This window comes from Mucilaginibacter gotjawali, assembly GCF_002355435.1.
In the GTDB taxonomy this organism is placed as follows: Bacteria; Bacteroidota; Bacteroidia; order Sphingobacteriales; family Sphingobacteriaceae; genus Mucilaginibacter; species Mucilaginibacter gotjawali.
In genome coordinates this window covers 4,695,983-4,720,736 of the sequence record NZ_AP017313.1, presented here as the reverse complement: position 1 = coordinate 4,720,736, position 24,754 = coordinate 4,695,983, and the positions used below count along the sequence as shown (strand labels likewise).

Annotated in this window: 16 protein-coding genes and 2 rRNA genes; 11 read left to right on the top strand and 7 right to left on the bottom strand. The window is 42.6% G+C overall.

Annotated elements, in window-relative coordinates; genetic code table 11:
• Positions 1-65: 65 nt before the first annotated feature.
• From MgSA37_RS20790 to MgSA37_RS20780, 3 genes are all read left to right on the top strand, one after another.
• Positions 66-2,942, top strand: a 23S ribosomal RNA gene (locus MgSA37_RS20790).
• Positions 2,943-3,232: 290 nt separating this feature from the next.
• Positions 3,233-3,344, top strand: a 5S ribosomal RNA gene (gene rrf, locus MgSA37_RS20785).
• Between the two features lie 116 nt (positions 3,345-3,460).
• Positions 3,461-3,718, top strand: coding sequence for a DUF7660 family protein (locus MgSA37_RS20780; protein ID WP_096354679.1), 258 nt, complete (start codon positions 3,461-3,463; stop codon positions 3,716-3,718).
• A 126-nt stretch (positions 3,719-3,844) separates the two neighbouring features.
• On the opposite strand, the gene MgSA37_RS20775 is transcribed toward MgSA37_RS20780, so the two are convergent.
• From MgSA37_RS20775 to MgSA37_RS20750, 6 genes are all read right to left on the bottom strand, one after another.
• Positions 3,845-4,087: a hypothetical protein gene (locus MgSA37_RS20775; protein WP_096354678.1), complete on the bottom strand. Its 243-nt coding sequence runs from the start codon at positions 4,085-4,087 to the stop codon at positions 3,845-3,847.
• Positions 4,088-4,344: 257 nt separating this feature from the next.
• Positions 4,345-5,907: a hypothetical protein gene (locus MgSA37_RS20770; RefSeq protein ID WP_096354676.1), complete on the bottom strand. Its 1,563-nt coding sequence runs from the start codon at positions 5,905-5,907 to the stop codon at positions 4,345-4,347.
• Positions 5,904-7,742, bottom strand: coding sequence for a glycosyltransferase family 2 protein (locus MgSA37_RS20765; RefSeq protein WP_096354675.1), 1,839 nt, complete (start codon positions 7,740-7,742; stop codon positions 5,904-5,906). The genes MgSA37_RS20770 and MgSA37_RS20765 overlap by 4 nt, the downstream gene beginning before the upstream one ends.
• Positions 7,743-7,845: 103 nt before the next feature.
• Entirely contained in the window at positions 7,846-9,294 is a 1,449-nt protein-coding gene (locus MgSA37_RS20760) for a hypothetical protein (RefSeq protein ID WP_096354673.1), read from the bottom strand.
• The gene (locus MgSA37_RS20755; RefSeq protein WP_096354671.1) at positions 9,249-9,953 is read right to left on the bottom strand and encodes a cellulose biosynthesis cyclic di-GMP-binding regulatory protein BcsB; all 705 of its coding nucleotides are present in this window, start codon (positions 9,951-9,953) and stop codon (positions 9,249-9,251) included. Before MgSA37_RS20755 ends, MgSA37_RS20760 begins: the two co-directional genes overlap by 46 nt.
• Positions 9,954-9,965: 12 nt before the next feature.
• On the bottom strand, positions 9,966-11,312 hold the full coding sequence (locus tag MgSA37_RS20750) for a sensor histidine kinase (protein WP_096354669.1): 1,347 nt from the start codon (positions 11,310-11,312) through the stop codon (positions 9,966-9,968).
• A 1,092-nt stretch (positions 11,313-12,404) separates the two neighbouring features.
• Between MgSA37_RS20750 and MgSA37_RS20740 the strand changes: the two genes are divergently transcribed.
• Positions 12,405-13,385 carry an acyl-ACP desaturase gene (locus MgSA37_RS20740; protein WP_096354665.1) on the top strand — a complete coding sequence of 327 codons (981 nt, stop codon included), beginning with the start codon at positions 12,405-12,407 and terminating at the stop codon, positions 13,383-13,385.
• An 88-nt stretch (positions 13,386-13,473) separates the two neighbouring features.
• On the opposite strand, the gene MgSA37_RS20735 is transcribed toward MgSA37_RS20740, so the two are convergent.
• A complete protein-coding gene (locus MgSA37_RS20735; protein ID WP_096354663.1) occupies positions 13,474-13,800 on the bottom strand; it encodes a hypothetical protein in 327 nt (108 codons plus the stop codon).
• A gap of 148 nt (positions 13,801-13,948) precedes the next feature.
• Between MgSA37_RS20735 and MgSA37_RS20730 the strand changes: the two genes are divergently transcribed.
• From MgSA37_RS20730 to MgSA37_RS20700, 7 genes are all read left to right on the top strand, one after another.
• Entirely contained in the window at positions 13,949-14,806 is an 858-nt protein-coding gene (locus MgSA37_RS20730) for a YitT family protein (protein WP_096354661.1), read from the top strand.
• Between the two features lie 42 nt (positions 14,807-14,848).
• On the top strand, positions 14,849-15,871 hold the full coding sequence (locus tag MgSA37_RS20725; RefSeq protein WP_096354659.1) for an aldo/keto reductase: 1,023 nt from the start codon (positions 14,849-14,851) through the stop codon (positions 15,869-15,871).
• 110 nt (positions 15,872-15,981) lie between these two features.
• Positions 15,982-16,566, top strand: coding sequence for an RNA polymerase sigma factor (locus MgSA37_RS20720; protein ID WP_096354656.1), 585 nt, complete (start codon positions 15,982-15,984; stop codon positions 16,564-16,566).
• 78 nt (positions 16,567-16,644) lie between these two features.
• On the top strand, positions 16,645-17,631 hold the full coding sequence (locus MgSA37_RS20715; RefSeq protein ID WP_096354653.1) for a FecR family protein: 987 nt from the start codon (positions 16,645-16,647) through the stop codon (positions 17,629-17,631).
• Between the two features lie 40 nt (positions 17,632-17,671).
• A complete protein-coding gene (locus MgSA37_RS20710; RefSeq protein WP_096354650.1) occupies positions 17,672-19,048 on the top strand; it encodes a carboxypeptidase-like regulatory domain-containing protein in 1,377 nt (458 codons plus the stop codon).
• Positions 19,049-19,069: 21 nt separating this feature from the next.
• Positions 19,070-21,838 carry a hypothetical protein gene (locus MgSA37_RS20705; RefSeq protein WP_157750663.1) on the top strand — a complete coding sequence of 923 codons (2,769 nt, stop codon included), beginning with the start codon at positions 19,070-19,072 and terminating at the stop codon, positions 21,836-21,838.
• The gene (locus MgSA37_RS20700; protein WP_096354646.1) at positions 21,835-24,693 is read left to right on the top strand and encodes a carboxypeptidase-like regulatory domain-containing protein; all 2,859 of its coding nucleotides are present in this window, start codon (positions 21,835-21,837) and stop codon (positions 24,691-24,693) included. Before MgSA37_RS20705 ends, MgSA37_RS20700 begins: the two co-directional genes overlap by 4 nt.
• The last annotated feature ends 61 nt before the right edge of the window (positions 24,694-24,754 follow it).

The window sequence follows — 24,754 nt, the reverse complement described above, 5'->3', positions numbered from 1 at the left end:
GAGTGAACTAATGAACGTAACAAGAATCAAAAAGCATACCATACGAGCAAAAGGCGTATGAGTAGAAGAAAGTAAGAAAGGGTACACGGGGGATGCCTTGGCTCTCAGAGGCGATGAAGGACGTGATAAGCTGCGATAAGCCGCGGGGATCAGCAAATATGAATTGATCCGCGGATTTCCGAATGGGGAAACCTAACTATTTGAAGAATAGTTGCATAAATGCGCGAACGTGCTGAACTGAAACATCTAAGTAAGCATAGGAAGAGAAAACAACAGTGATTTCCTGAGTAGTGGCGAGCGAAAGGGAAGAAGCCCAAACCTACTATGTTACGGCATAGTGGGGGTTATAGGACCACAACATGATATACAAAGAAAACCGGAACGGGGTGGGAAACCCGGCCATAGAGCATGAGAGCTGCGTACGGGTAATTGATGTAAGGATAGTGGTATCCTGAGTACCGCGAGGTCGGAGACGCCTTGTGGGAATTTGCCGGCACCATCCGGTAAGGCTAAATACTCCTGAGAGACCGATAGTGAACCAGTACCGTGAGGGAAAGGTGAAAAGAACCCCGAACAGGGGAGTGAAATAGAACCTGAAACCGTGTACTTACAAGCGGTCGGAGCTGCGAAAGTGGTGACGGCGTGCCTTTTGCATAATGAGCCTACGAGTTACTCTTCATTGGCAAGGTTAAGTGTTTAAGACACGCAGCCGAAGCGAAAGCGAGTCTGAAAAGGGCGCACAGTCAGTGGAGGTAGACGCGAAACCTTGTGATCTACCCATGGACAGGTTGAAGGTGCCGTAACAGGTACTGGAGGACCGAACCGATAAACGTTGAAAAGTTTCCGGATGATCTGTGGGTAGGGGTGAAAGGCTAATCAAACTGGGAAATAGCTCGTACTCCCCGAAATGTTTTTAGGAACAGCCTGGCGGTTGAGTTAATAAGAGGTAGAGCTACTAATTGGGTGCGGGGGAGTCAAATCCTACCAAATCCAGATAAACTCCGAATGCTTATTAATATACGCTGGAGTGAGGCTCTGGGTGCTAAGGTCCAGGGCCGAGAGGGAAAGAACCCAGACCATCAGCTAAGGTCCCCAAATTACCGCTAAGTTGAACTAACGAGGTCCGATTGCACAGACAGCTAGGATGTTGGCTTGGAAGCAGCCATTCATTTAAAGAGTGCGTAACAGCTCACTAGTCGAGCGATCGGGCATGGATAATAAACGGGCATCAAGCGGTATACCGAAGCTATGGATTTGCACTTTGGTGCATCTGGTAGGGGAGCATTCTATTGCCGGCGAAGCAGATACGTAAGTTACTGTGGAGGTTATAGAAAAGCAAATGTAGGCATAAGTAACGATAAGGCGGGAGAGAAACCCGCCCACCGAAAGACTAAGGTTTCCTGATCAACGCTAATCGGATCAGGGTTAGTCGGGGCCTAAGGTGAAGCCGAAGGGCGTAGCCGATGGACAACTGGTTAATATTCCAGTACTATTTATAATTGCGATGCGGTGACGGAGCAGTGACACTGACGCGAACTGACGGAATAGTTCGTTAAAGGCCGTAGGTATAGGAGAGGTAGTAAAGTACGCCACTCTTGCTGAAAGCTGATAGTACCTTGAGCCTTCGGGTAAGGGGATAGTTCAGGTAATCATACTTCCAAGAAAACCCGCTAAGCTTCAGATTATGAATACCCGTACCGTAAACCGACACAGGTAGTCGAGGAGAGAATCCTAAGGTGCTCGAGTGAATCATGGCTAAGGAACTCGGCAAAATGGCCCTGTAACTTCGGGAGAAGGGGCGCTTCAGCAATGAAGCCGCAGTGAAAAGGCCCAGGCGACTGTTTAACAAAAACACATGGCTATGCAAAATCGAAAGATGACGTATATGGCCTGACACCTGCCCGGTGCTGGAAGGTTAAGAGGGGATGTTAGGAGCAATTCGAAGCATTGAATCGAAGCCCCAGTAAACGGCGGCCGTAACTATAACGGTCCTAAGGTAGCGAAATTCCTTGTCGGGTAAGTTCCGACCTGCACGAATGGTGTAACGATCTGGGCGCTGTCTCAGCCATGAGCTCGGTGAAATTGTGGTATCGGTGAAGACGCCGGTTACCCGCAACGGGACGGAAAGACCCCATGCACCTTCACTACAACTTAACATTGAAATCGGCTACAGGATGTGTAGGATAGGTGGGAGACTGTGATCTGGCTTCGCTAGGAGTCAGTTAGTCAACGTTGAAATACCACCCTTTCTGTATCTGGTGTCTAACTCCGCATAGCGGAGGACATTGTTTGGCGGGTAGTTTGACTGGGGTGGTCGCCTCCAAAAAGGTAACGGAGGCTTTCAAAGGTAAGCTCAGTACGCTTGGTAACCGTACGTGGAGTGCAATAGCATAAGCTTGCTTGACTGTGAGACAGACAAGTCGATCAGGGTCGAAAGACGGATATAGTGATCCGGTGGTTCTGCATGGAAGGGCCATCGCTCAAAGGATAAAAGGTACGCTGGGGATAACAGGCTGATCTCCCCCAAGAGCTCATATCGACGGGGAGGTTTGGCACCTCGATGTCGGCTCGTCACATCCTGGGGCTGGAGAAGGTCCCAAGGGTTGAGCTGTTCGCTCATTAAAGTGGCACGCGAGCTGGGTTCAGAACGTCGCGAGACAGTTCGGTCCCTATCTGTTGTGGGCGCAGGAAGTTTGAGTGGGGCTGACCTTAGTACGAGAGGACCGGGTTGGACTAACCTCTGGTGAATCTGTTATGGCGCCAGCTGTATTGCAGAGTAGCTACGTTGGGAATAGATAAGCGCTGAAAGCATCTAAGTGCGAAACTAGCCACAAGATGAGACTTCCATTGAGGGTCGTAGCAGACTACTACGTTGATAGGTTACAGGTATAAAGGTGGTGACATCATAGCCGAGTAATACTAATCGCCCGAAGCTTTCTCATAGCAGGTAATAATAGTGATTAGAGATCAGAGAATAGAGATTAGGACTTGTCCTGTTCGCTAAACTTAAGGCTCTAATCACTCAACACTAATATTGTTGTTTTCTCAATCTACTTACTTCTTTCAATTATGTTTAAGTTTGTTCATTAGTTCATTAGTTCAGTAGTTCATTGGTAACTGCGGGATAGTAAACAAAAGACAACAAACAAAATAAAAATACTGGTGAGGTACATTAGCCAACATTGTCATACCAATGAACAATTGAACTAATGAACCAATGAACCAAAAATATTCAGGTGCCTATATCGGCGGTGTCCACCTCTTCCCATTCCGAACAGAGAAGTTAAGCCCGCCAGAGCCGATGGTACTGCAGTAAAATGTGGGAGAGTAGGTCGGTGCCAAATCTTAAAGAAGCCTCGTGAGAAATCATGGGGCTTTCTTGTTTTCACACCGGTTCATAGTCTATAGATCATGGTTCATGACCGAAATTTAGTAATATTGGTTCTCAAATAAATGAGCCATGGGAAACAACACATTACCGGAGGAAGTAACTGATCGAAAATCTTTTGTCGAGTTTTGCAACTCTTTGAGAACTGAGTTTAACGCTGATAACGATTCATGGAAGAACAATACATTAAGCACTTTTCTTGAAGCCTTAGAATCGTATGCAAATGACATTCAAGGATATTACAATAACAATCACCTGGGTATCAATGCGGATATACCAACATGGAGGACATTTGCTGCCATTTTAAGAGGCGCATCAATTTACGAATAACGGTACAAATCGTTAAAAGCGCATGAATTAGATGATTAATATGCCCTCTATAGATGTTACAATACAACTGCTAAAGCAAGTTGACACTTTGATAGCCCAGAAAATTTTTTGATTGCTTTATGTATATTAATTTTTCCGGATGGGCGCTTCCTCTATATCCTCCACTGTAATATGAATTTCTGCGTCAAACCACTCGGTAAACAATTTATAGGTTCTTTTTGCAGGCCAGTCGTTTTCATCGGTGTGACGGCCGTTAAGTTCGTTTTCAAAAATCTTATTAAAATTGCTTTTTAGCCACTTTTCAGTATCTTCAAAACTGTTTCGAGCCTTTACAAGATATACGGTGGTTTCGCTGCCATCTTCAATCAAATCAGGATATAGGGCATTTATTCAATTAAGCAAAGGTTGCTTCGGCTTTACCACTATAGCATGCTGGTTTACCTGTTCGTAATAATAAGTTATTGGCTCCATGATCGTTTGTATTTAAGGGTTGCAGATGAAGTAACTTTGATAAAGACAATGCTCCGCCCATTCAGGCCTTTCACCTGCATAGCGGAGTAGTTTATTTAATTTAGGAAAAGGGTCGTTAATTAAACGCTGCCAGGAGCAGCAATACCAAATCGGATTTAATTATTAAATATCCTGTACAACACCCAGTCGTCCGTTTGAAAAACCCTCCTCAGCCTCAGGCCGCTGTTTGATTTTAAAATAACAGGTACGTAACGGTTGTTGAGTTGGGTAAAGCCGGTCACCTCATTTTTGTCGGTGGCAAGCAGTATGTAGTTATCGTATTTATCAGGCGCTTCAATTGCACTTAAAAATACACCTTCCTGGTAAGGCAGTGTTAATTTATGAATGTCCGTTGTAAAGGCCACAACAGGATAAGCGATAGCGTCGTCTATCAACACATGCGCGTCTCCCGGCAGGCGGTTGATATAGTCAGCAAGGTCATGGTTTTGTGCCTGCTGCGTATCCGGAGCTCGGTTTAATATCGTAGTTACAAAACTTCTTTCTTCCTTAACAGATGAATCCTGCAGGAAAACAAAGCCGGTATAAAGCATTACAAGCGTTATTACTCCTACCACTGCTTTTAAAACCAGCTGGTTTTTTACAATCTGTGCCCGGTAAAGTACTGCAAGTAACGCTAATATAAGGAAGATGAGGTAATACTCTTGTGATAGAAATACCTTTTCGTATTTAATATGTAAAAACTCTATAAAAGCAAATGGAGTAAGCAGGGTTAAAACCTGGTAGGTGCTGTTTCTGAACAGGTACACGGCAACCAGTATTAACGGGCAAAACAAAAGCATCCGTAAGGAAATCAATACCGATGTTTCGGGCAATTGGTATACAGGGCTGGTTGACAGTTGGTCGAAACTTAGTTTATCAGCTAAAACTGTCCAGGTTGCATAGGGGCTCTCATTAAAATAATCCAGGTCCTGTGCATGTGTAAGGTTCAATAACTTGTAACAGATAACGCAGGCCAGCGGCAGCACAAATAAAATAATGTACAGTGCAAATGTTTTATTGATGAGTTTACGGCGCAACGACGGGTTATTAAAACTTTGATTTAACCGGAAAATCGATTCCTGCTCGCTTAAATTTAAACTCTTTATGGTGATAAACAACACCAGCGGAATAAAGAACAGGGTGAGCCAGATAAATTTATAATCGCAAAAGATCAGGATCACCAGGCAGATACTCGCAATAGAAACGTGGAATGTGGTGTTTGATCTGTAAAATTTGAGCAGGTTGAAAAAGAACAGGAAGAAAAATATCAATACCATGGCTATTGACTTGCCGGATGTGGCCGCATACAATATCCCCGGATGGAACAAAAAGATGATCAGCAACACCAGTAAATAAAAAACATCACTTACTCTTTTAATCAGCGACCTGGCCATTAGGTAAAACAGGAAAGCTGTGCATATTGAAGATGCAATCACCGGCGCCAGCACGTTGTTTTTAACAGAAAAAATAAACGACATGTAAAATGGCAGTAAAGGCGAGGTTAGGCCCATTACCTTTAGCCTGTTACCAAGGCCATCTAATATGATCTTGGTTTTTTCAATATAAAACAACCCTTCCTGGCTGTAATAACCCAGCTGGTTAAGGTAAATACCGCATACTACGTAGTATACCGCAAGTAATACGGTAATAAGCAACAGATATCTGGATTGGTTCCTCATTTAACAACATTTGTTGGGCTGGTAACTTTACTAAGCCCATGGTTAGTTTTTTCCCAGTAAAACGGCTTAACGATTAATTGGTATAAGCCTTTAAACGCAGCAATTGAATGCATTAACCAATAAACCGGGTTGGCAATTGAAAAAAGGATCAATTCGTAATAGCGCCTTTTAAACACGGCCATCATATTGATGTAGATCATTAATATATTGCCTACCATCAGGTTAAAAATCGACATAAATAACACCCAGTCGGGGAATAATGTCCGGATTGATGAAAGGTCAAATACAATATAACTGATAAATATCCCCAGTAAAAATGGATATACGAGGAAAGTAAGCGGTGTTGCCCCGATAAAAAAGCTAAATCCTAAAAAGCCTTTCCATCCCAGTTTTTTCCATAAAGCTACCGGGTCGCGCATATGCACCAGGTAGGTTTGCATGTACCCTTTTATCCACCTTGAACGTTGCCTGATCCAGTTAAAAGGTTCATTATTGGCTTCCTCGTACGTGGTGGAGTTGATGACCGCTATTTTATATCCTTTTGCGTATGCTCTTACACCAAGGTCTGCGTCCTCAGTAACGTTAAACGGATCCCAGGCGCCTAATTCAACCAGGTTATCCAGTTTAAAATGGTTACTGGTTCCGCCTAAGGGGATAGGGATATCCAGGGTATCCAACCCGGGTAGCATATAGTCAAACCAGTACGAATACTCAAGGGTAAACATCCTGGTTAAAAAGTTTTCATTACGGTTGTAATAATTCAGCGCGCTTTGGATACAGATGTAGTTGGATGGTAATTTGTTGAACATGGTTACCACCTTTTTCAGCTGGTCAGTATCCGGGATATCCTCCGCATCATAAATGGTAAGGTACTTCCCTTTTGAAAAGTGAAGCCCGTAATTACATGCCTTTGGTTTTGTTTTCGGCATGTGGAAGGGCACCACGATCACCTCAAATATAGCGGGGAAATCGAGGTTGCGCACAGCGTTCAGCGTTTTGTCATCGTCTTCCTCAATTAATAATTTAATATCCAGTCGCTCACGCGGATAATCAATTGACTGCAGGTTCCAGATCAGTTTTTTGATCAGTTTATCTTCCTTATAAACGGGCAGGAGGATGGTGTAGATCGGCAGTTCATCGTCTACCACCTCACGCAGTTCATCTCTTGTTACTGCCTGGTGCAGTTCGAAACGGGAACCCACTAATGCCAGGAATAATTTAAACAAGATGGCCACCAGGAAGAACACGCTGATCAATATATTGATAATGATCGACGTATCTTTAAACCTGAGCACCAGCCCTATCGTCACAACACCCAGCAACATGAACAGGAATATTAACTGGCCCGATGAAAATGTTGTAAAGGCGGAATTCGCCGGGTCGCGGTTTAACAATTCATAAACCGATGATTTTACGTACTTGTCGCCAAGCAGTTTGTGGCTCATCCAAACAATGTCCAGGTCTGATGCCACGATGATCTCCGGCTCGCAGTCATAAGTAAACCGGATAAAATCAATAAATAATTTATCACCCGGATCGGCCATAACCGTTATTACGCGGTTATTTTCAATGCGGAGTGGCATGGCCACATGTTGTTCAGCAAATTTAAGTTCAATTTTGCTCAGTACCTCCGGATCATACTCCATTTCGCGGATCTCCTTAAAGGGATATCCTGCGTTGATCATGGAGCGTTCGTAATTCTTCCTGGAGATATACCCGAAATTTAAAGCTATTTTAATGAAGGATTGCCCGGACCTGGCTGAAAAATCATCAATCTTTTCCCGGTCGCGCTGCGTAATAAAACCATCATTAACCAAAATTTCAGGAATAGACATATTTTTTATTTCAGTAAAATGTTAAAACAATTCGTCAAGCGACCCCGGTAAGCTGTTGCTTACCGGGGTTACTTATTCAGTTAACTGCCCTTGCCAACAAAATTTAATCGTTATATAATTCCTGTGATCTTTGAACCCTTGAGCGTACATAAAGGAATGATAACAGTATCAATAACAGTATGCCCAATAAGATGTATAAGTTGTATTTTTCCCAGAACTGTGTAAGCGGGCTTTTGGTTTCGGTGTATTCAAGGTTATCACTTGATTTATTGATGTTAAACAAGTATTTATTTGAATTAACATCAGTAACACATACGTTACTGGATAGGGTTGACAGCTGCTCGGTAATTGATTTGGATACATTCAAAAACGCGTCAGACTTGTGTGCATCCGGGCCGGTAGCTACAAGCACTAAGGTAGCATTATTGCTGGTGCCATAAAAGATTTGTGCCAGGCCTGAAGAAACCGAATCGGATTGAGCCACCGAGTAAACCGGGGTCGACCTGTTATCGGCGTTATACAGGGTGAATTTTTGATCAAATTGAATTGGAGCGCTCTTAAATTGTTTAAGCATCGGATCCTCTTTTGCTAACAGCGCAATGATGTTATTTTTCTTCAGGTCGCCTTCAGGAAACCCTTCGGAATAAGCAAATTCAGGGAAATTGTTTGGATTGATGTTGTTGTTCAACTCATAAATAATTTCGCCCAATGCACCTGCGGTAAATTTCGCAATTGATTTTGAAACGACAATTTTTGTGGTACCCAAGTTAAATGCCTCAGGATATTGGTAAAAACTTAATGCGCTTGAAATAAAAGGATTTTTTGATTCCAGGTATGATTTATCTACGTCAACCTCGCCAAAAAAGTTAATAAAGCTGTTTTTACATTGCCCGTTTGCAGGGAAGAACCTGAATTCAGATTCCAGCCTGTTATATTTATGGTGCTGGTAACGGTTGATGGTAACCGAGGTATTTAATTTACCCGATGCATCCAGTTTTTCACTGCTGATCAGTAAGCCGTTCAGGTAAATATTAAAATAGCCCCTGTCGCCCGGATTCAAGCCGCTGTAATTGCCAATGAACCTGATCTCAACTTCTTTTGGTGTAAAGCTAAAATCGCTGTTTTTAAAAGTATACGCATTTTTTAACGAACCAACTCCCGAAAGGAAATCGCTTGATCCGCCAACTTGTTTCAAAGTGATTTTCGACCTGTTTTCATCAATGGTTTTGATGAAAGTATTTTCAGCATGGTTAATGATCAGGTAATTACCAAAACTCGAATTCAATATATTAACATTACCCAGGGTGGTAACCGCTTTTAAATAGCCTTCTTCGTCGCCACCGGTAACAAATAAGATCTCGCCGGCGACGTTTTCTGATGCAACCCTTTTAACATCCACCAATTTCCCTTTTTGATTTACTTTTTCGGTAATGGTATCTGTTACGGTAGTCATTGATTTAGAAAGGTAAAGCAAGCCCTCGCCTGATTGTGCGCTCACCTCCCTGATCAGTGATTTTTTATCTTCAGGCAGGCTGCCCATATTGCCCACCATGATATAATTTTTAACACTATCAGGAACTTTGCCCTGCTCAAAAACGAAAATTGGCTTGTTGGTTGCTTTTTTAGCCTTGCATAGGCCCATGCTACTGCTTTCAAATCGTTCAGGCTTGGTTCAGCCGGGTAAACAATGGCTCTTTTTGTATCAAAGCAATTGCTGATGTTTACGTTATCAAGCCCGCCCTTTGCGTCTTTAACCAAGGACAGGTACGAATCCTTTTTTACCTTAAGCCACATTGCGGGGTTATCCAGGTCCTTGCAAATATCATCTGTTATGGTAAGCAGGGTTTTTACCTGTATCTTCAGGAACCGGCCTGGTGAAAGATCTTCCTTACTAAGGTTAAGTACAAGTGTCTGTATTGAATCTTTGGAAAGACGTGAACTATAAACCGGTTTATCATTGATAATTACGTTGATAAAAGAGTTCTCTTTTATCAATGCCTGCGAAGGCTCAAAACGTAACACCAGTTTACTCCCGTTGATTTGATTTTGAGGCGGGATCTTAAAATAAAACAAGCTCGCGCCGCTCATTCCGTAAATTGCTTCGTCTTCTTCCTGCCCAAACGATGCGAAGGATACAATAGTTTGGGTTTGAGCCAATGATGCCTTACTTAAAAGAAATACAAGGGCTAATAAGGTAAAAAATTTGTTCATTGGTTGTCAATATTAATTTATTACTTGAAATTCTACTCTGAAATAATTTCCGTTATCATCACTCCGGTATGATAACTCACCACCCATTTCCTGGGTCATTAGTTTTGCTATGGATAGCCCTAGTCCAAGCCTGCTTTCCACATGGCCTGAGGCTTCGCTCAGCGTTTTTAGTTTATTAAACATGTTGTCCAGTTCATAGATCCCGATAGGTATCCCTTCATCAATGATCTCAAAGACAAATTTCTGCCTCTGAATGCTGGTAACTACACGGATACTGTTATTGGTTTGTGAAAATTTAATTGCGTTTGATAGTAAATTCTGAAAAACCTGCCCCGCAAATACACGGTCAAGATTTACCATAATAGGAATGGAGGAAATATTATCAACCAAATGAATGTTTTTCATCTGGGCGGTTTCCACTAAACCCCTGAATACGTGTGATGCCTCATGGTTGATATCAAAAACCTCGAGGTTAAATTTCATTTCGGGTGCTTCTATCTCCTTAACATCCATTAATTTGTTTAAAAGATATTGCATTTTTTCGGCCGACTGGGCTATATAACCGGATAGTTCTAACTGATCGGGGCTTAGCCGGAAGTCTTCCTCCCTGAGCATATTGTTGCTCATTACTATTGAGCTAACTAAATTCTTCAGGTCGTGGCCGGCAATATTTATAAAACTGTTTTTTTGGTTATCCAGCTTCCTGAGCTCTTCATATTGCGTATCAATAATGGTGTTTTTTTGGTTGATGTCCTGGTACTGCTCCTTAAGTTGTTCGTTTGATTTGTTGATCAGCAGCTGCGACCGCACATCGCGTTGAATAACCTTAAAGCGTGCGCCCGGAACAAGGCAGGATACCAGTGCAATAATGAAGAATACCTGGCCACCGTTTGCGATGATCAGGTCGATGGAATATTGACTGAATAAATTGAAAAATAAGGCAAGCAGTAAAAATGCCAGCGCAGCTTGTATAACCGAGTTAAATGGCTCCCAAAATACCTGGAGGTTAAAAAACAGGAATATGGCTGAAAACATCAGGAAATACACATTTAAGTGGCTAAGGTCAACTACGTTGCACAATATTGCCGATGTTGCCGATAACAGGAAAAGCGTAATATGTAACAGGATCCGGTAATTATAATTTCTTCGCTGAAAAAGACTGTAAAGTGAGAGAATAATAAGTGTGGTGATCAACCTTATAATGAAAAACTGTACCCATATATCAGGGCTGAAAATATAGTCGACTATAAAAAATAACCAGTAAACAAAGATTATCGTCCAGATAATATTATTAGTCTGATACCAGGCTTTTTTAGAAATTGCTTTTAAATACTCTTCTTTTGTTATTTGGACAAACATTGTATAGCTTTCTTAAATTATGATAATATTCTGGTTATCTATAAATTTAATCCGCATAAAGTAAATGAAAATTAAAAAAAGTCATCATAGATACTTATGCACATTTAAACATCCTGCACACATCGGGCCAACTATTAAACTTTTTATGTTTAAAAATGGCTTATGCGTGCTTTAACTTAATGGTTTCAACGTTTTGTTTTTATAGCAAAAAACAATCCAACGGCACCTTTTTTACACGGGGGGCTCTTATTGTGGCTATAAATCCTGATTTTAGCATAATTATTTTTTTGAAGTTGATAGGCGGAAATTTATCGTATTTACCTGAAAATGCGCTTATAATGGCACCAATTAGCGTTTTTGGTAAAACAGTACCTGCAAATTTCCTGTTGCTCCTTATGGCTTACAGGCAATTTAACGTCGGCGTGCGGAATGAGTAAATATTTTCCCATATTGTTAATCAGCGCGTCTTATACGGGGCAGGCCTTGCAATAGGTTTCATTCAAACGTATTAATAGTTGAAATTAATTTGATGCTGAATAAAAAAGAGCGCTCCGGGCCCGGGTATTTGGCAGGATTAGTGTTGCTCAAAAATATGCATAATCATATATAACGCTTGTTAATACCGTGTTATGTATTCAAATCACATTTTGTTTTTCAGGAAGGGGGGGAGTTGGCTACGATGGAATTGTTACCCATATTTTTACTAATAGTTACAATGTAATTGCTTTTCGGAATCGCGCCCGCTGCCATTGTTCAAGCAAAGATTATAAAAAAAAACTACCTGGGTGTAATTAAAGCATAGATATGGGTTTTTGCCCTTTATGCAAAATGGGGTCTCATTTCCTTATAGTGCGGAAATAATTTCCAAATTTTAACCATAAGTAAAATAACACCCGGAATAAATATGTTTATATAGAATACTTATTTATAGAAATTGAAATATCATAAAATAATATTTTTAAGACAGCATTTTGCCTTTGATCAGGGCAATAGGAGTAGGCAGGCATGCCCGTACGGCCTGTAAACATACCGTCAAAAAGGATAGGATTATTATAATTATTATTCGCTACCTTTGCACCCTATTGTAGTGTTATGAAATTTTTTGAAGAAAAACGAAGGGAAGTGATGATGCACATCGAAAAATTCATGCTTGAAAAAAAGGATGAATATTTGAAACCCATCGATACTATTTGGCAGCCGTCAGATTTTTTGCCTGATTCGTCCCGCGATACTTTTTTCAGCGAAATTAAAGAACTGCAGGAGAGCGCACAGGGACTCTCATACGATCTGATAGCCGTTTTAGTAGGCGATACGATTACCGAAGAAGCATTGCCAACTTATGAATCATGGTTAACCATGGTGCAGGGGGTATCCCGTGATGAAGATGGTGGCTGGATGCAATGGACCCGTCACTGGACCGGAGAAGAAAACCGACATGGTGATTTGTTGAACAAATACTTATACCTGTCGGGCCGGGTTAACATGCGCAAGATGGAAATATCAACCCAGTATTTAATTGCCGATGGTTTTGATATTGGTACAGGGCACGATCCTTACCGTAACTTTATATACACCTCTTTCCAGGAGTTGGCTACTAATGTGTCGCACCGCCGGGTTGCGTCGCAGGCAAAAAAAGATGGTGATACCTTACTATCAAAAATGTGCGGTGTAATTGCAGGAGACGAAGCCCGTCATGCAAAAGCCTACAAATATTTTATTGAAAAGATTTTTGAAGTCGACCCCAACGAAACGATGCTCGCTTTTGAGGATATGATGCGTAAGAAAATTGTGATGCCGGCACACTTCCTGCGCGAAGTGGGTTTAAAAGTTGGCCAAACCTTCGGCCATTTTACCGATGCGGCACAACGCCTGGGCATTTATACAGCAATTGATTATGTTGACATATTAAAAGAATTGATTGCCGACTGGCATATCGAAAGCATCACTGAGTTAAATGAATCAGGCGAAAAGGCCCGCGATTACGTGCTCAACTTGCCAACCCGCTTATTGCGCGTTGCTGATAGAATGAAAAACCCAATGCTGGAATACAAATTCAGCTGGATAAACGGATAGTATAAGGCGAAAGCTAAAAGGTTAAAGGCGAAAGGTGTATAGGGTTGTAAAACCTTTCACCTTTCGCCTTTTTCCATTCACCTCAAAATCAACCTTCCCGCATAAGGGTCACCTTCCCGTCTTCGGCTAGATCTGCAAATATTTCGTTGAGGATCGATTCAACAGTGAGTGAATTTACATCATCCACATAATGTTCAGATCGTGTAATGTGCAACTCCTTCCCCTTGATTTCTATCCTGAATAAAAAACCCTCGTAAAACCCGGGTGCCGAAATTTCAATTGCCCCGTCTTTATTTTCGCTTACAAAAATGATCTCCGTTTGCCGCTGCTCCCTGAATAAAGGGTTAAGTTTTTCCCCGAGTAATTGAAGCAACTCATCCGGGGTAATGGTTTTATTGATATTTAAAATTTTCATGGTGATGCTATTTTCTTAAATAAATGACAATGGGCATTTTATATTGTTTTGGATTAATTAAATTTCCAATATTTAACAGCAGGCTTTGCCAAACCGCGTAGTAAAATAAATTGTAACCAGGCATTGGGTATGTAATGTATATTTAACCGTGAAATTAAAGGCGAACATTGAAAGTTTTGTATTGGTTAGTTTAGGCATCCTGTCTGCCGCAATGGGTATAAAAGGGTTCCTGCTCTCCACCAAATTTATCGACGGCGGTGTAACAGGGATGTCCATGCTGTTGGCCAAAACCACCGGCATCCCATTAGCTATCCTTATTTTTTTAATCAATTTCCCCTTTTTAATTTTAGGCTACCGGCAGCTGGGGTTAATTTTTGCGGTAAAAAGCGCGTTGGCCATAGCCGGCCTCTCCTTTTGCCTGGCATTTATGTATTTCCCGGATGTTACCCATGATAAAGGGCTTACTTCAGTATTCGGTGGTATATTTATCGGTATAGGCGGGGGGCTGGCTATCCGGGGCGGCGCAGTGCTTGATGGTACCGAAATTGCCGGTATGCTGGTGAGCAAAAAAATGCAGCTTTTTAAATCGCGGGATGTAATATTGGTTTTCAACCTGATGATATTTGCATCAGCGGTGTTTTTTTTAGGGGTTGAACCCGCCTTGTATTCCATCATTACCTACCTCGGCGCTTCCAAAATGATTGATTTTGTTTTAAACGGCATTGAACAATATACCGGTATCACCGTTGTCTCTTCAAAAGGCGATCAGATCCGCCGGGCAATCTCCAAACGCGGACGCGGCGTTACCGTGTACGAAGGAAAAAGCGGGTATGGTAAAGACGGGCACATCAATGCACCGCGCGATATTGTGTTTACCGTGGCAACCCGGCTGGAGATCCCGTCCATCAAACGGGAGATCCTGGATATTGACCCCGCAGCCTTTATCGTACAGCATAGTATTGAAGACACCAGCGGCGGGCTGGTTAAACGGACGGGGATGCATTAGCAGCGGCATTTATTTGTAAAAACGATCTTAAAATATTCAACGATGAAATATAAATTATTAGGCCGGTCGGGCCTTAAAGTTTCAGAATTATGCCTGGGTACCATGGGCTTTGGCACCGAAGCGGGCTGGGGAGCCGATAAGCAAACCAGCTTTGCCATCATGGACGCCTTCGCCGAAGCAGGCGGTAATTTTATTGATACTGCCAACATCTATAAATTAGGTACCAGTGAGAAGATCATCGGCGAATACTTGCATAACCATGACCGCGATCATTTTGTGGTGGCTACCAAATATTCATTAAAAGATAATATCACCAATCCCAATGCATCCGGCAATAACCGTAAAAATATGATGCGCAGCGTAGAAGATAGCCTTAAACGCCTGAAAACTGATTTTATCGACCTGTTTTACCTGCATATATGGGATGCCCTGACACCAATAGACGAAGTTTTGCGGGGGATGGACGACCTCATCAGGCAGGGTAAGATCAACTACGCCGCCATTAGCGACACCCCCGCCTGGGTGGTGGCCAAAGGGAATACCCTGGCCGAACTGATGGGCTGGAGCCAGCTGGTGGCACTGCAGGTGGAATACAGCCTGCTGGCCCGCACCCCTGAACGCGAGCTGATACCAATGGCCAAGCATTTTGGGATGACCGTTACCCCCTGGGCCCCGCTTGGCGGCGGCGCACTCACCGGCAAATACCTGCGTGGTGAACAGGGGCGCATTAAACCCGAAAGTAACCGCCGCAGCGAACGCGCTGAAAGCATTACTAAAGTGGTAGTTGCCATTGCTGATGAACTGGGCGTGTCGCCGGGAAACGTAGCTTTAAAATGGACCATGCAGCAGGGTTTTTCGTCCATCCCTATTGTAGGCGCAACAAAATTAAACCAGTTGCAGGATAACCTTAAAACCATTGATGTAATACTTAGTGATGAACACCTGAAAAAACTAAACGATGCCAGCGCCATTGAACTTGGTTTCCCCGGCGACTTCTTTAAAGAAGAGGCCGTAAAAACCAATACGTTTGGCGGGTTTTATGACCAGGTGGAGAAGAGAATTTGAAAATGTGTTGATTTGGAAAGTTGACAAATCTAAAGCCAGGATTAATAACTGATCCGGCGCTTTGTTGCTCTTCTGTTTATTTAATCCTATTTTAGGCGTTATAAACCAATATGACTGCCTACATTAAATTTCCGGATGAGCACCTGGTTGCCCTGTTAAAAAATGGCGATCAGCTGGCTTTTGCTGAAATTTACCGCCGGTATGGTAAAAACCTTGCAGGTTTTGCTGCATCAAAACTATATGACCTGGAAGATGCCCGCGACCTGCTACAGGAGATGTTTGTGAAGCTTTGGGAAAACAGGGAACAGCTGCAGATTACTTCAAACTTACAATCGTACCTGTTTGCCATTTTGCGCCACCGGATTATTGATAAGATCCGGAAAAACATCACGCGGGAGGACTATGCCCGGGCCTTACAATCATTGCCTTCTTTTTTTCAGGCTGGCGGCGATAAGCAACTGGAAGCAAAAGAGCTGCAGCAGGCCGTCCGGCATTCGCTTGACCAGTTGCCGGCCAGGGTAAGGGAAATTTATAAGTTAAGCCGTGAAGACGGACTGAGTAATCCTGAGATCGCCCAAAAACTTAAACTTTCTGAACAAACTGTAAAAAATCAATTATCCACGGCATTAAAGCATTTGCGGAAATCGCTAATGCGGATAAGCCCCATTGTTTTTATTTGCTGGTGGCTGCATTAAATAAAATTCAAATAAATAATGATATTAACTATGGTACGTTTTACCTTTTCATCCGACAATTACCAAATTTAAATAGCAATGAGCCGGATTGATATGGAAGATATGTTAGATCGCTACTTAAAAGGAGAGGCCTCGCCTGGGGAAGTGGAGCAGGTGGACGCCTGGCTCGACCAGCACCATGCCGCAGGTTCGCCATGGCAGCGCATGGATAAAATCACCCGTGACCGTTGGCTGGCAAGTTTGTTCAGGGATATTGAAGCAGAAGCAGGCTTAGATAATACCCGTGTGCTACGTATGCATCCCGGCAGGATCTGGCTGCTGAGCTTAGCTTCGGTTGCTGCAGTCATTTTTATTGTTTTTACAGTCTTTCTTCAAAAGCCCTCCGTTAAAACAACTTCGTCAACTGCTAATTTTGCGGTCATTAATATCCCCGCCGGTCAAAAAAAACAAGTGCTTTTGGCTGACGGCAGCAAAATAGAGGTGAACTCATTATCGGTATTGAAATACCCCTTAAAATTTGACGCTAAAACACGGGAGGTATATTTATCAGGCGAAGCCTATTTCGATATTCAGCACGATGCTTCCAAACCGTTCATTATTCACACGGGTAAGGTGGTAACTACCGTGCTGGGCACGGCTTTTAATATCAAAGAAGATAAAAAGGAACACACAATAGTAGTTACGGTAACCCGTGGAAAAGTGAGTGTTGCTAATGGAAATCAACCTTTAGGCGTAATTACCCCAAACCAGCAAATCAGTTTTAATGAAATCAGCCTTCAGCATTCGCAAAAAAATGTTGATGCAGAAAAGGCCATTGCCTGGTTAGAGAGTAACTTGCATTTTAATAACGTAACTTTTGCTGACGCAGCTAACCAGTTGCAGCAACGCTTTAAAGTGAACATCAGCTTTGCCAATGATAAGGTTAAAAACTGCCGTTTTACGGGTACAGCTATAAAAGCTGAAAAGCTGGATGAAATTTTAAATATCATATGCATGTTTAACAACGCTACCTATAAAACCAGGCCCGACGGGAGTATCGTTATTGATGGCCCGGGATGCAATTAGCGGCAAGGAGCAAATAGTTAACAAAACCTAAATTATTAAATTGGTACGCCCCCGGTTAATTATACCTATTGTATTAGCGGTAAGTTTCCTGCTATTTTTTGCTGTAAACGCAAAGGGGCAAAGTATTGCAATTGAAAAGGTAACCCTTGGCCTGAAAGACGAGAGTTTGGAAACAGCGATAAAAAGAATAGAAAAGCAAACAGCTTTACGTTTTTATTACCGCGACGAAGACATCAAACCGCTTGACCATTTGACCCTGGAGCCAGCCACCCGCACCATTGAACAAACCCTTACGGCCCTGTTACAAAACACCAACCTGAATTTTAAACAGGTTGACAAGAATATTTTACTGCAGCGCAAAGCCAGGGAAATGGTTTACGAAATAAGCGGGCGCATAGTGGATAGTATCGATAAAAAACCTATTCCCAATGCGAGTATCTTTCTAAGTAATTCAACCATCGGTGTAACTACTGGTGACGATGGTACTTTTAAGTTAAACGTATCAAAATCGGGAAAGTACCAGGTAATTGTGACGGTAATAGGATACACTACTTACCAGGGAATGCTTTTTATGGATAACCGGAATATCAATGTCCACGATATTGAACTGGCGCCCAAGGTGATTAAACTATCAGAGGTTAAGGTGCAGGCGGACCCAAACTGGGAGAGAAATTACAGGTGGTTTAAAGAAGAATTTTTAGGCAGGTCGGGTTTTGCCGATAAATGCAAAATAATAAATCCGGAGGTGCTGGAGCTGAATTACGATGAAAAAGCCAAAATGCTTAAGGGATCCTCCACTGACATACTTGAAATTGAAAATAGTGCCCTGGGTTATAAATTGAAATATGTTTTAAGCGATTTTACAGATGACCGGGTGATCAATAAAGTTACTTATAAAGGCCAGGTTTTATTTGAACTGCTTGCAGGCGACAAAAGCCAGCGGGCAAAATGGAAAAAAAACAGGTTGAAAGCTTACAACGGTTCAATCATGCATTTTTTACGGTCGGTGTTATATAACCAGTTGAACGAAGAAGGGTTTGTTGTTTACCAGTTAAAAAGAAAGCCGCTGCCTGTGCCGTCCTCTCCTATAAAATACATTGATTCATTGGCACAAACGCCCCTGCAGGTAAATGATTATATAGCGGTTAGCAACAAAAAAGGCATTTACGCCATGGCTTACAAAGACTGCCTTTATATAATGTACACCAAATTACATAACTATACCGGTAACCTGGAGGATATTCCGGCGGCGGCGCAGCCGGGATACGCAAAAACTATTGTAACGTTTACCGCGCCGAATATATTTTTTGATGATAATGGCATCATTGTAAACCCTGAAAGCCTTGTTTACGAAGGCTACTGGGCCAAAATAAGGGTAGGGGAGCTTTTGCCTTCAGATTATACGCCTGAAAACTAATAACACCTAAACAGATCCCATATGAGATCGATCTTACGTCTGTTGAAATTCAACTATTTGATGATTACTGCAATGTTTTTAGTATGCAGTAAAGAAAAAGTGCGTGCCCAGGAGCGTGGTATAAGTAATGAATTATTAAAGATCGCCAGACTGTCTGACAGCCTTACCCTGGCAAACCCGGCCGAGAAACTTTACCTGCAATTTGATAAACCTTATTATGCCCTGGGTGATACCATTTGGTTTAAGGCCTGGCTGTTTAATGCTGCTGATTATACCGCTTCGGGTAAAAGCGGCATTTTATACATTGACGTGGCCAATGACAGTAATAAGGTTGTTAAACAATTTAAGTTGCCGGTAGCCTGTGGATTATGTTGGGGGAACATCACCCTGGGTGAAAAGGATTTCAGTCAGGGGCTTTATACCATCAGGGCCTATACCAACTGGATGAGGAATTTTGGTATGGATGGCTTTTTTTACAAAAGTTTCTCAGTTAGCAGCGGTAACGAACGGGATCTGCTGGTAAACGCCCGTATAAATACAGTTGTAGTTGACGGGAAAAATATGCTCAATGCCAAAGTCCTGTTAAGTGACTTGAATAAAATACCATTTGCTGTTAAACCCGTGGAATTACAGGTAAGAGATAACGGCAAACGGCTATATCAACAAAAAATAATGACAGGCGTTGATGGCACGCTCGATCTTACCTTTAGCATTCCGCCAAAATCACCGGGGCTGGCGATTATCGCCGAAACAGCACTAAAAGATAAAAAGGTAAATATCCCCATTGTTTTAAACAGGCCGGAGAACGCTGATGTACAGTTTTTACCCGAGGGGGGTAACCTGGTAGCCGGTTTGCCGGCACGGATTGGGTTTAAGGCGTTGGGAGAGGACGGCAGGGGGCTGGATATATCAGGCGTAATTATCGGCCGCGGCCATCAGCAAATCACGGCGTTCAAATCCGCACATAACGGCATCGGAAGCTTTTGCCTTGATATATTGCCCGGCGAAAATTATGCAGCAAAAGTTACCCTGCCCGGTGGTGTTGTCAAAATGTTTGCCTTACCGGCAATTAAAGAATCAGGGACCGCGTTGCGCGTGATCAATCGGTCTGAAGATGATTCGCTTGAAGTTTCTCTGTTTGCAACAAACGATATCGTTGCGCTAGATAGTGGCTATTTTTTACTTGGTAAGTCCCGTGGTGTTGTCTGTTATGCTGCCGCGCTAAGTTTTAAAAAAAATCTGGTCAAGGGTAAAATAGCAAAAAAGCTATTTCCTTCGGGGATAACGCATTTTTGTTTACTGGCTGCTAACGGGCAGCCTTTAAATGAAAGGTTGGCGTTTATTGATCATCACGATGACCTTGCTATCCGGCTTAACACCAATAAGTCTGTATACGGGCAACTGGACAGCGTTGCTTTAGAAGTAACAACAGCCGACCGGGCAGGCCAGCCTGTGCAGGTTAATTTCGCTATGTCGGTTACCGACGACGCGCTGGTGAAAACGGATACTTCAAACAAGGAAAATATGATCACCCGCTTGCAGTTAACCCAGGAACTTAAAGGATATGTTGAGGATCCCGGTTACTATCTTTCTCAAGAAACAATTGAGCGTTGGACCGCGCTTGATAACCTGTTGCTTACCCAGGGCTGGATTGGTTATGATAGGGCGAGAGCATCTTCCCCACTCGCGGTTGTTTATCCTGCTGAGCACGAATTCGTGGTAAACGGTCATGTTTCAAATGTGTTCAATAAGCCGGTGAAAGGAACAGATGTGGTTTTGTTCTCCAGCTCGCCGATGATTTTAATTGATACAGTAACTGATAAAGATGGCCGGTTTGTTTTTCAGCATTTCCCCAGAGTAGATACGCCTATATTTTTGCTAAAGGCAGTAAATAAAAGAGGGAAGAGCTTTAACGTGGGGGTTAATATAGACGAAACGCCGCCGCCTGAATTTATAAAGCCGGTTGGCCCGACTATTTTGCCCTGGTATATGAACAGCGACAGCACTTTGCTGAACTATACTAAAAACAACGTTTTGATTAAACAACAGGAAAATCTTATTCCCGGCACCCGACAGTTAAAAGAAGTGAAAATTATGGCCAGGAAAATTGTTAAGGAATCGCACAATTTAAACGGGCCAGGAAATGCCGATGTTGTTTTGGATGAAAAAGACCTCGAAAAAGCCCGAAAGAAAAGTTTTTTAAATTTACTGGAAGAAAACGTAAAAGGATTTTCTGAACAGTATCCTGTTGGGAAGCCTCATTGGTATTATGCCCGTTTTAAAGAAGTTATTGTTTTAGTTGATGGCGTATTTTTAGAGGATGTTTTTCAATCACTTGATTTTAATGTCTTTAAAAACTATCTGGAAGAGCATAATGCGGAAGACGCTAAGGGAGTGGAGGTGATGCAGACGCCGGCGTTTGAATTACAATATGTGTCAAGATTTGATCCTTTCGCTAATATAGATGCTTATGTGTTTGTTGAGATCACTACGCGCGGTGGCCACGGGCCGTTTATTGGCAATACTCCCGGTATGTACCTGTATAAACCAATGCCGCTAAACTGGCCTGCACAATTTTATAAGCCTAAATACGCGATAAAAGATGCCAAACATTTACCCGACCTGCGCTCAACAATTGATTGGGAGCCCAACATTACTACTGGTATAAACGGGAAAGCAAAGTTATTTTTTTATACGGCTGATAAACCTTCTACCTACACCATAACCATTGAAGGAACGGATATGAATGGACACCAGGGCTATTTTTCAAAAAAAATCAACATCAAATGAACGCTTTACACAGGATATTAATGGAAATTAAAAGACGGATTTATTTAACGGCGCTTATTATTTTAAGCTGGCATTGCCTATCTTTTTCGCAAACAGTTCCGTTAAAAGTTCAATTATTAAACATCACCCGGCTGTCTGACAGCCTTACCCGGGCGAACTCATCCGAGAAACTTTACCTGCAATTTGATAAACCTTATTACGCCCTGGGTGATACCATTTGGTACAAAACTTATCTGGTTAATGCTTCGTCGTTATTCCCGGCTGATAAAAGTGCGATCGTGTATATTGATATTGCAAACGATAGCAATAAAGTAGTGAAACGTTTTAGTATCCCGCTGGCCATGGGCCGGGGATGGGGAAATATCGCTCTGAACGAAACAGAATTTATAGCCGGTACTTATACAATGCATGCCTACACCAACTGGATGCGGAATTTTGGCGATGATTACTTTTTTAACAGAACCTTTTACGTTACCGGCGCTGCCGAAAAAAACTGGCTGATCAACAAACAGGTAAGTGCCTTAAATGATACTAATAAGCCCTCTGTTAATGTTAAGTTGTATTTCAACGATCAGGATGGGACGCCTGAACGAAATAAACCTTTGCTTTTAAATGTTTTTGCAAGGAATAAGCATTTGTATAAACAAACGCTGGCAACCAGTGCCAACGGCTTGCTTGATTTTAATATAAAGATCCCGCCTGGCGCTGCCGGCTTAACCATTACTGCCGAAAGCGCCAACGGCGATAAAAAAGCCACCATCCCGATTGGGTTAAACCGCCCGGAAAACACGGATGTCCAATTTTTTCCGGAGGGCGGTAACCTGGTTGCAGGCCTGCCCGCACAAATAGGTTTTAAGGCGATAGGCGAAGACGGTATGGGCGCCAGCATTTCAGGCGAAATTACCGGGAGTGATCAAAAAACGGTAGCCGTATTTAAATCGTTGCACAATGGTATGGGGAGCTTTAACCTGGATGTGAAGGCCGGGGAAAGTTACACCGCAAAAGTGCTCCTGCCTGGCGGATTGAATAAACAATATCCGCTGCCAGCTGTAAAAGTTACGGGCACGGTGTTGCAGGTGATCAACGATCCCCTGAGCGACTCGTTGCAGGTATCAGTAAAAGCCACACCCGATTTAATGCAACAACCGCACAGTTATTTCCTGATAGGCAGAGCCCGGGGAATAGTTTGCTACGCTGCCGTGCTAACCTTACGCGACCATTTTGTGAACAGGAATATTGCAAAATCGATCTTCCCAGCCGGGATAGCCCATTTTACGCTGATGACTGCTGAACGCCGGCCTTTAAATGAACGAATGGTATTTATAAGCCGCAGCGATATCAGTATTCAACTACAGGACAGTAAGTATCGTTATTTAGCCGGCGATAGTGTTGGCTTAAAGCTAAAAGTTACAGATGAAACCGGGAAACCCGTAGCGGGTAATTTTTCAATGTCGGTTACGGATGATGCTTTGATTAAGACCGATACCGCCAACAGTGAAAATATTCTCTCCGGGTTGCTGCTCAAATCGGATTTAAAAGGATTTGTGGAACAGCCGGGCTACTATCTTTCAAAAACACCGGAGGCCGCCAGGGCACTGGATAACCTGTTATTAACCCAGGGATGGATAGGATATGACTGGGGCAAGGTATTTGATCCGTCTGTGCCGACTTATAAGCCCGAGCAGGATTTTAGGGTTACCGGTAACGTAACCAACGTTTTTAACGGCGCCATTAAAGGTACCCATGTCCTGCTGTTTTCAAAATCGCCGGGTATTTTGATGGATACCATCACTGACAAAAAAGGCAGGTTTGTTTTTGACCGGTTGCCAAAAGTGGATACCCCGGTTTTTTTTATCAAAGCTGTAAATAAGGCCGGAAGAAGCTTTAATGTAGGCATAAAGGTAGATGAAATAGCCCCTCCGGACTTTGCAACTAAAAAGGCCTCTTCGCCTGCGCCCTGGTATGTTAACAGCGACTCGACCTTGATCAACTATTCCAGAAAGGCTGAACTGAAACAGCAACAGGAATACTACAAGGCTGCCGGACACCTGTTAAAAGAAGTAAATATCCACGCAAAAAAAATAATAAAGGGCTCAAAAAACCTGAACGGCCCCGGTGAGGCCGACCAGGTTTTTGACGAAAAGGACATGGAAAAGGCCGGAAAGAAAACCTGGCTCGATTTGCTGACAGAAAATGTAAAAGGTTTCAGGGAGGCATCGTTCAAGGTAAAAGTGCATAAACAGGTACCTGCCGGCGGAGGTTCATTCCTTACACGCGATGTCATCATTGATACATTTATTCACGATTATTTTGTGAAAGGTAAAAAGGCAGTATTTATTATTGATGGTATCCAACTGGATTCGGCAATCTCGATCCCAACGTTTGTCGATTTAACAAATTATCTCAATTTTCACAATGCCGAGGATATCAAAGGGATCGAAGTAAATGAGTCCGGCAAGTACAGCACCAATTATATCAGGGAATTTATTCCAGACCCATGGACATACAATCCCGCTTACCTGGACTATGCTTATATTGAGATTACCACGCGCGGCGGCAACGGGCCTTTTTTTGGCAATACCCCCGGCGTGTACCTTTATAAACCATTGCCACTAAGCTGGCCGAAAGTATTTTACAAACCCAGGTATACCGCAAAGGATATGGTTAACCGCCCGGAAGAAATCCGTCCTACTATTGATTGGGAACCCAACGTTAACACCAATGCAAAAGGTGAGGCCAATATTTGGTTTTATGCGGGTGATAAGCCATCAAAATACACCATAACTATTGAAGGCACTGATTGGAATGGGAACTTCGGTTCAGCATCATTCAAAATAAAAATAGGGGGGAAGTGAATTTGAAAATAAGTCAATTTGAAAATTTGAAAATGAGTTGGGCCGTTAATTTTCCAGTAAT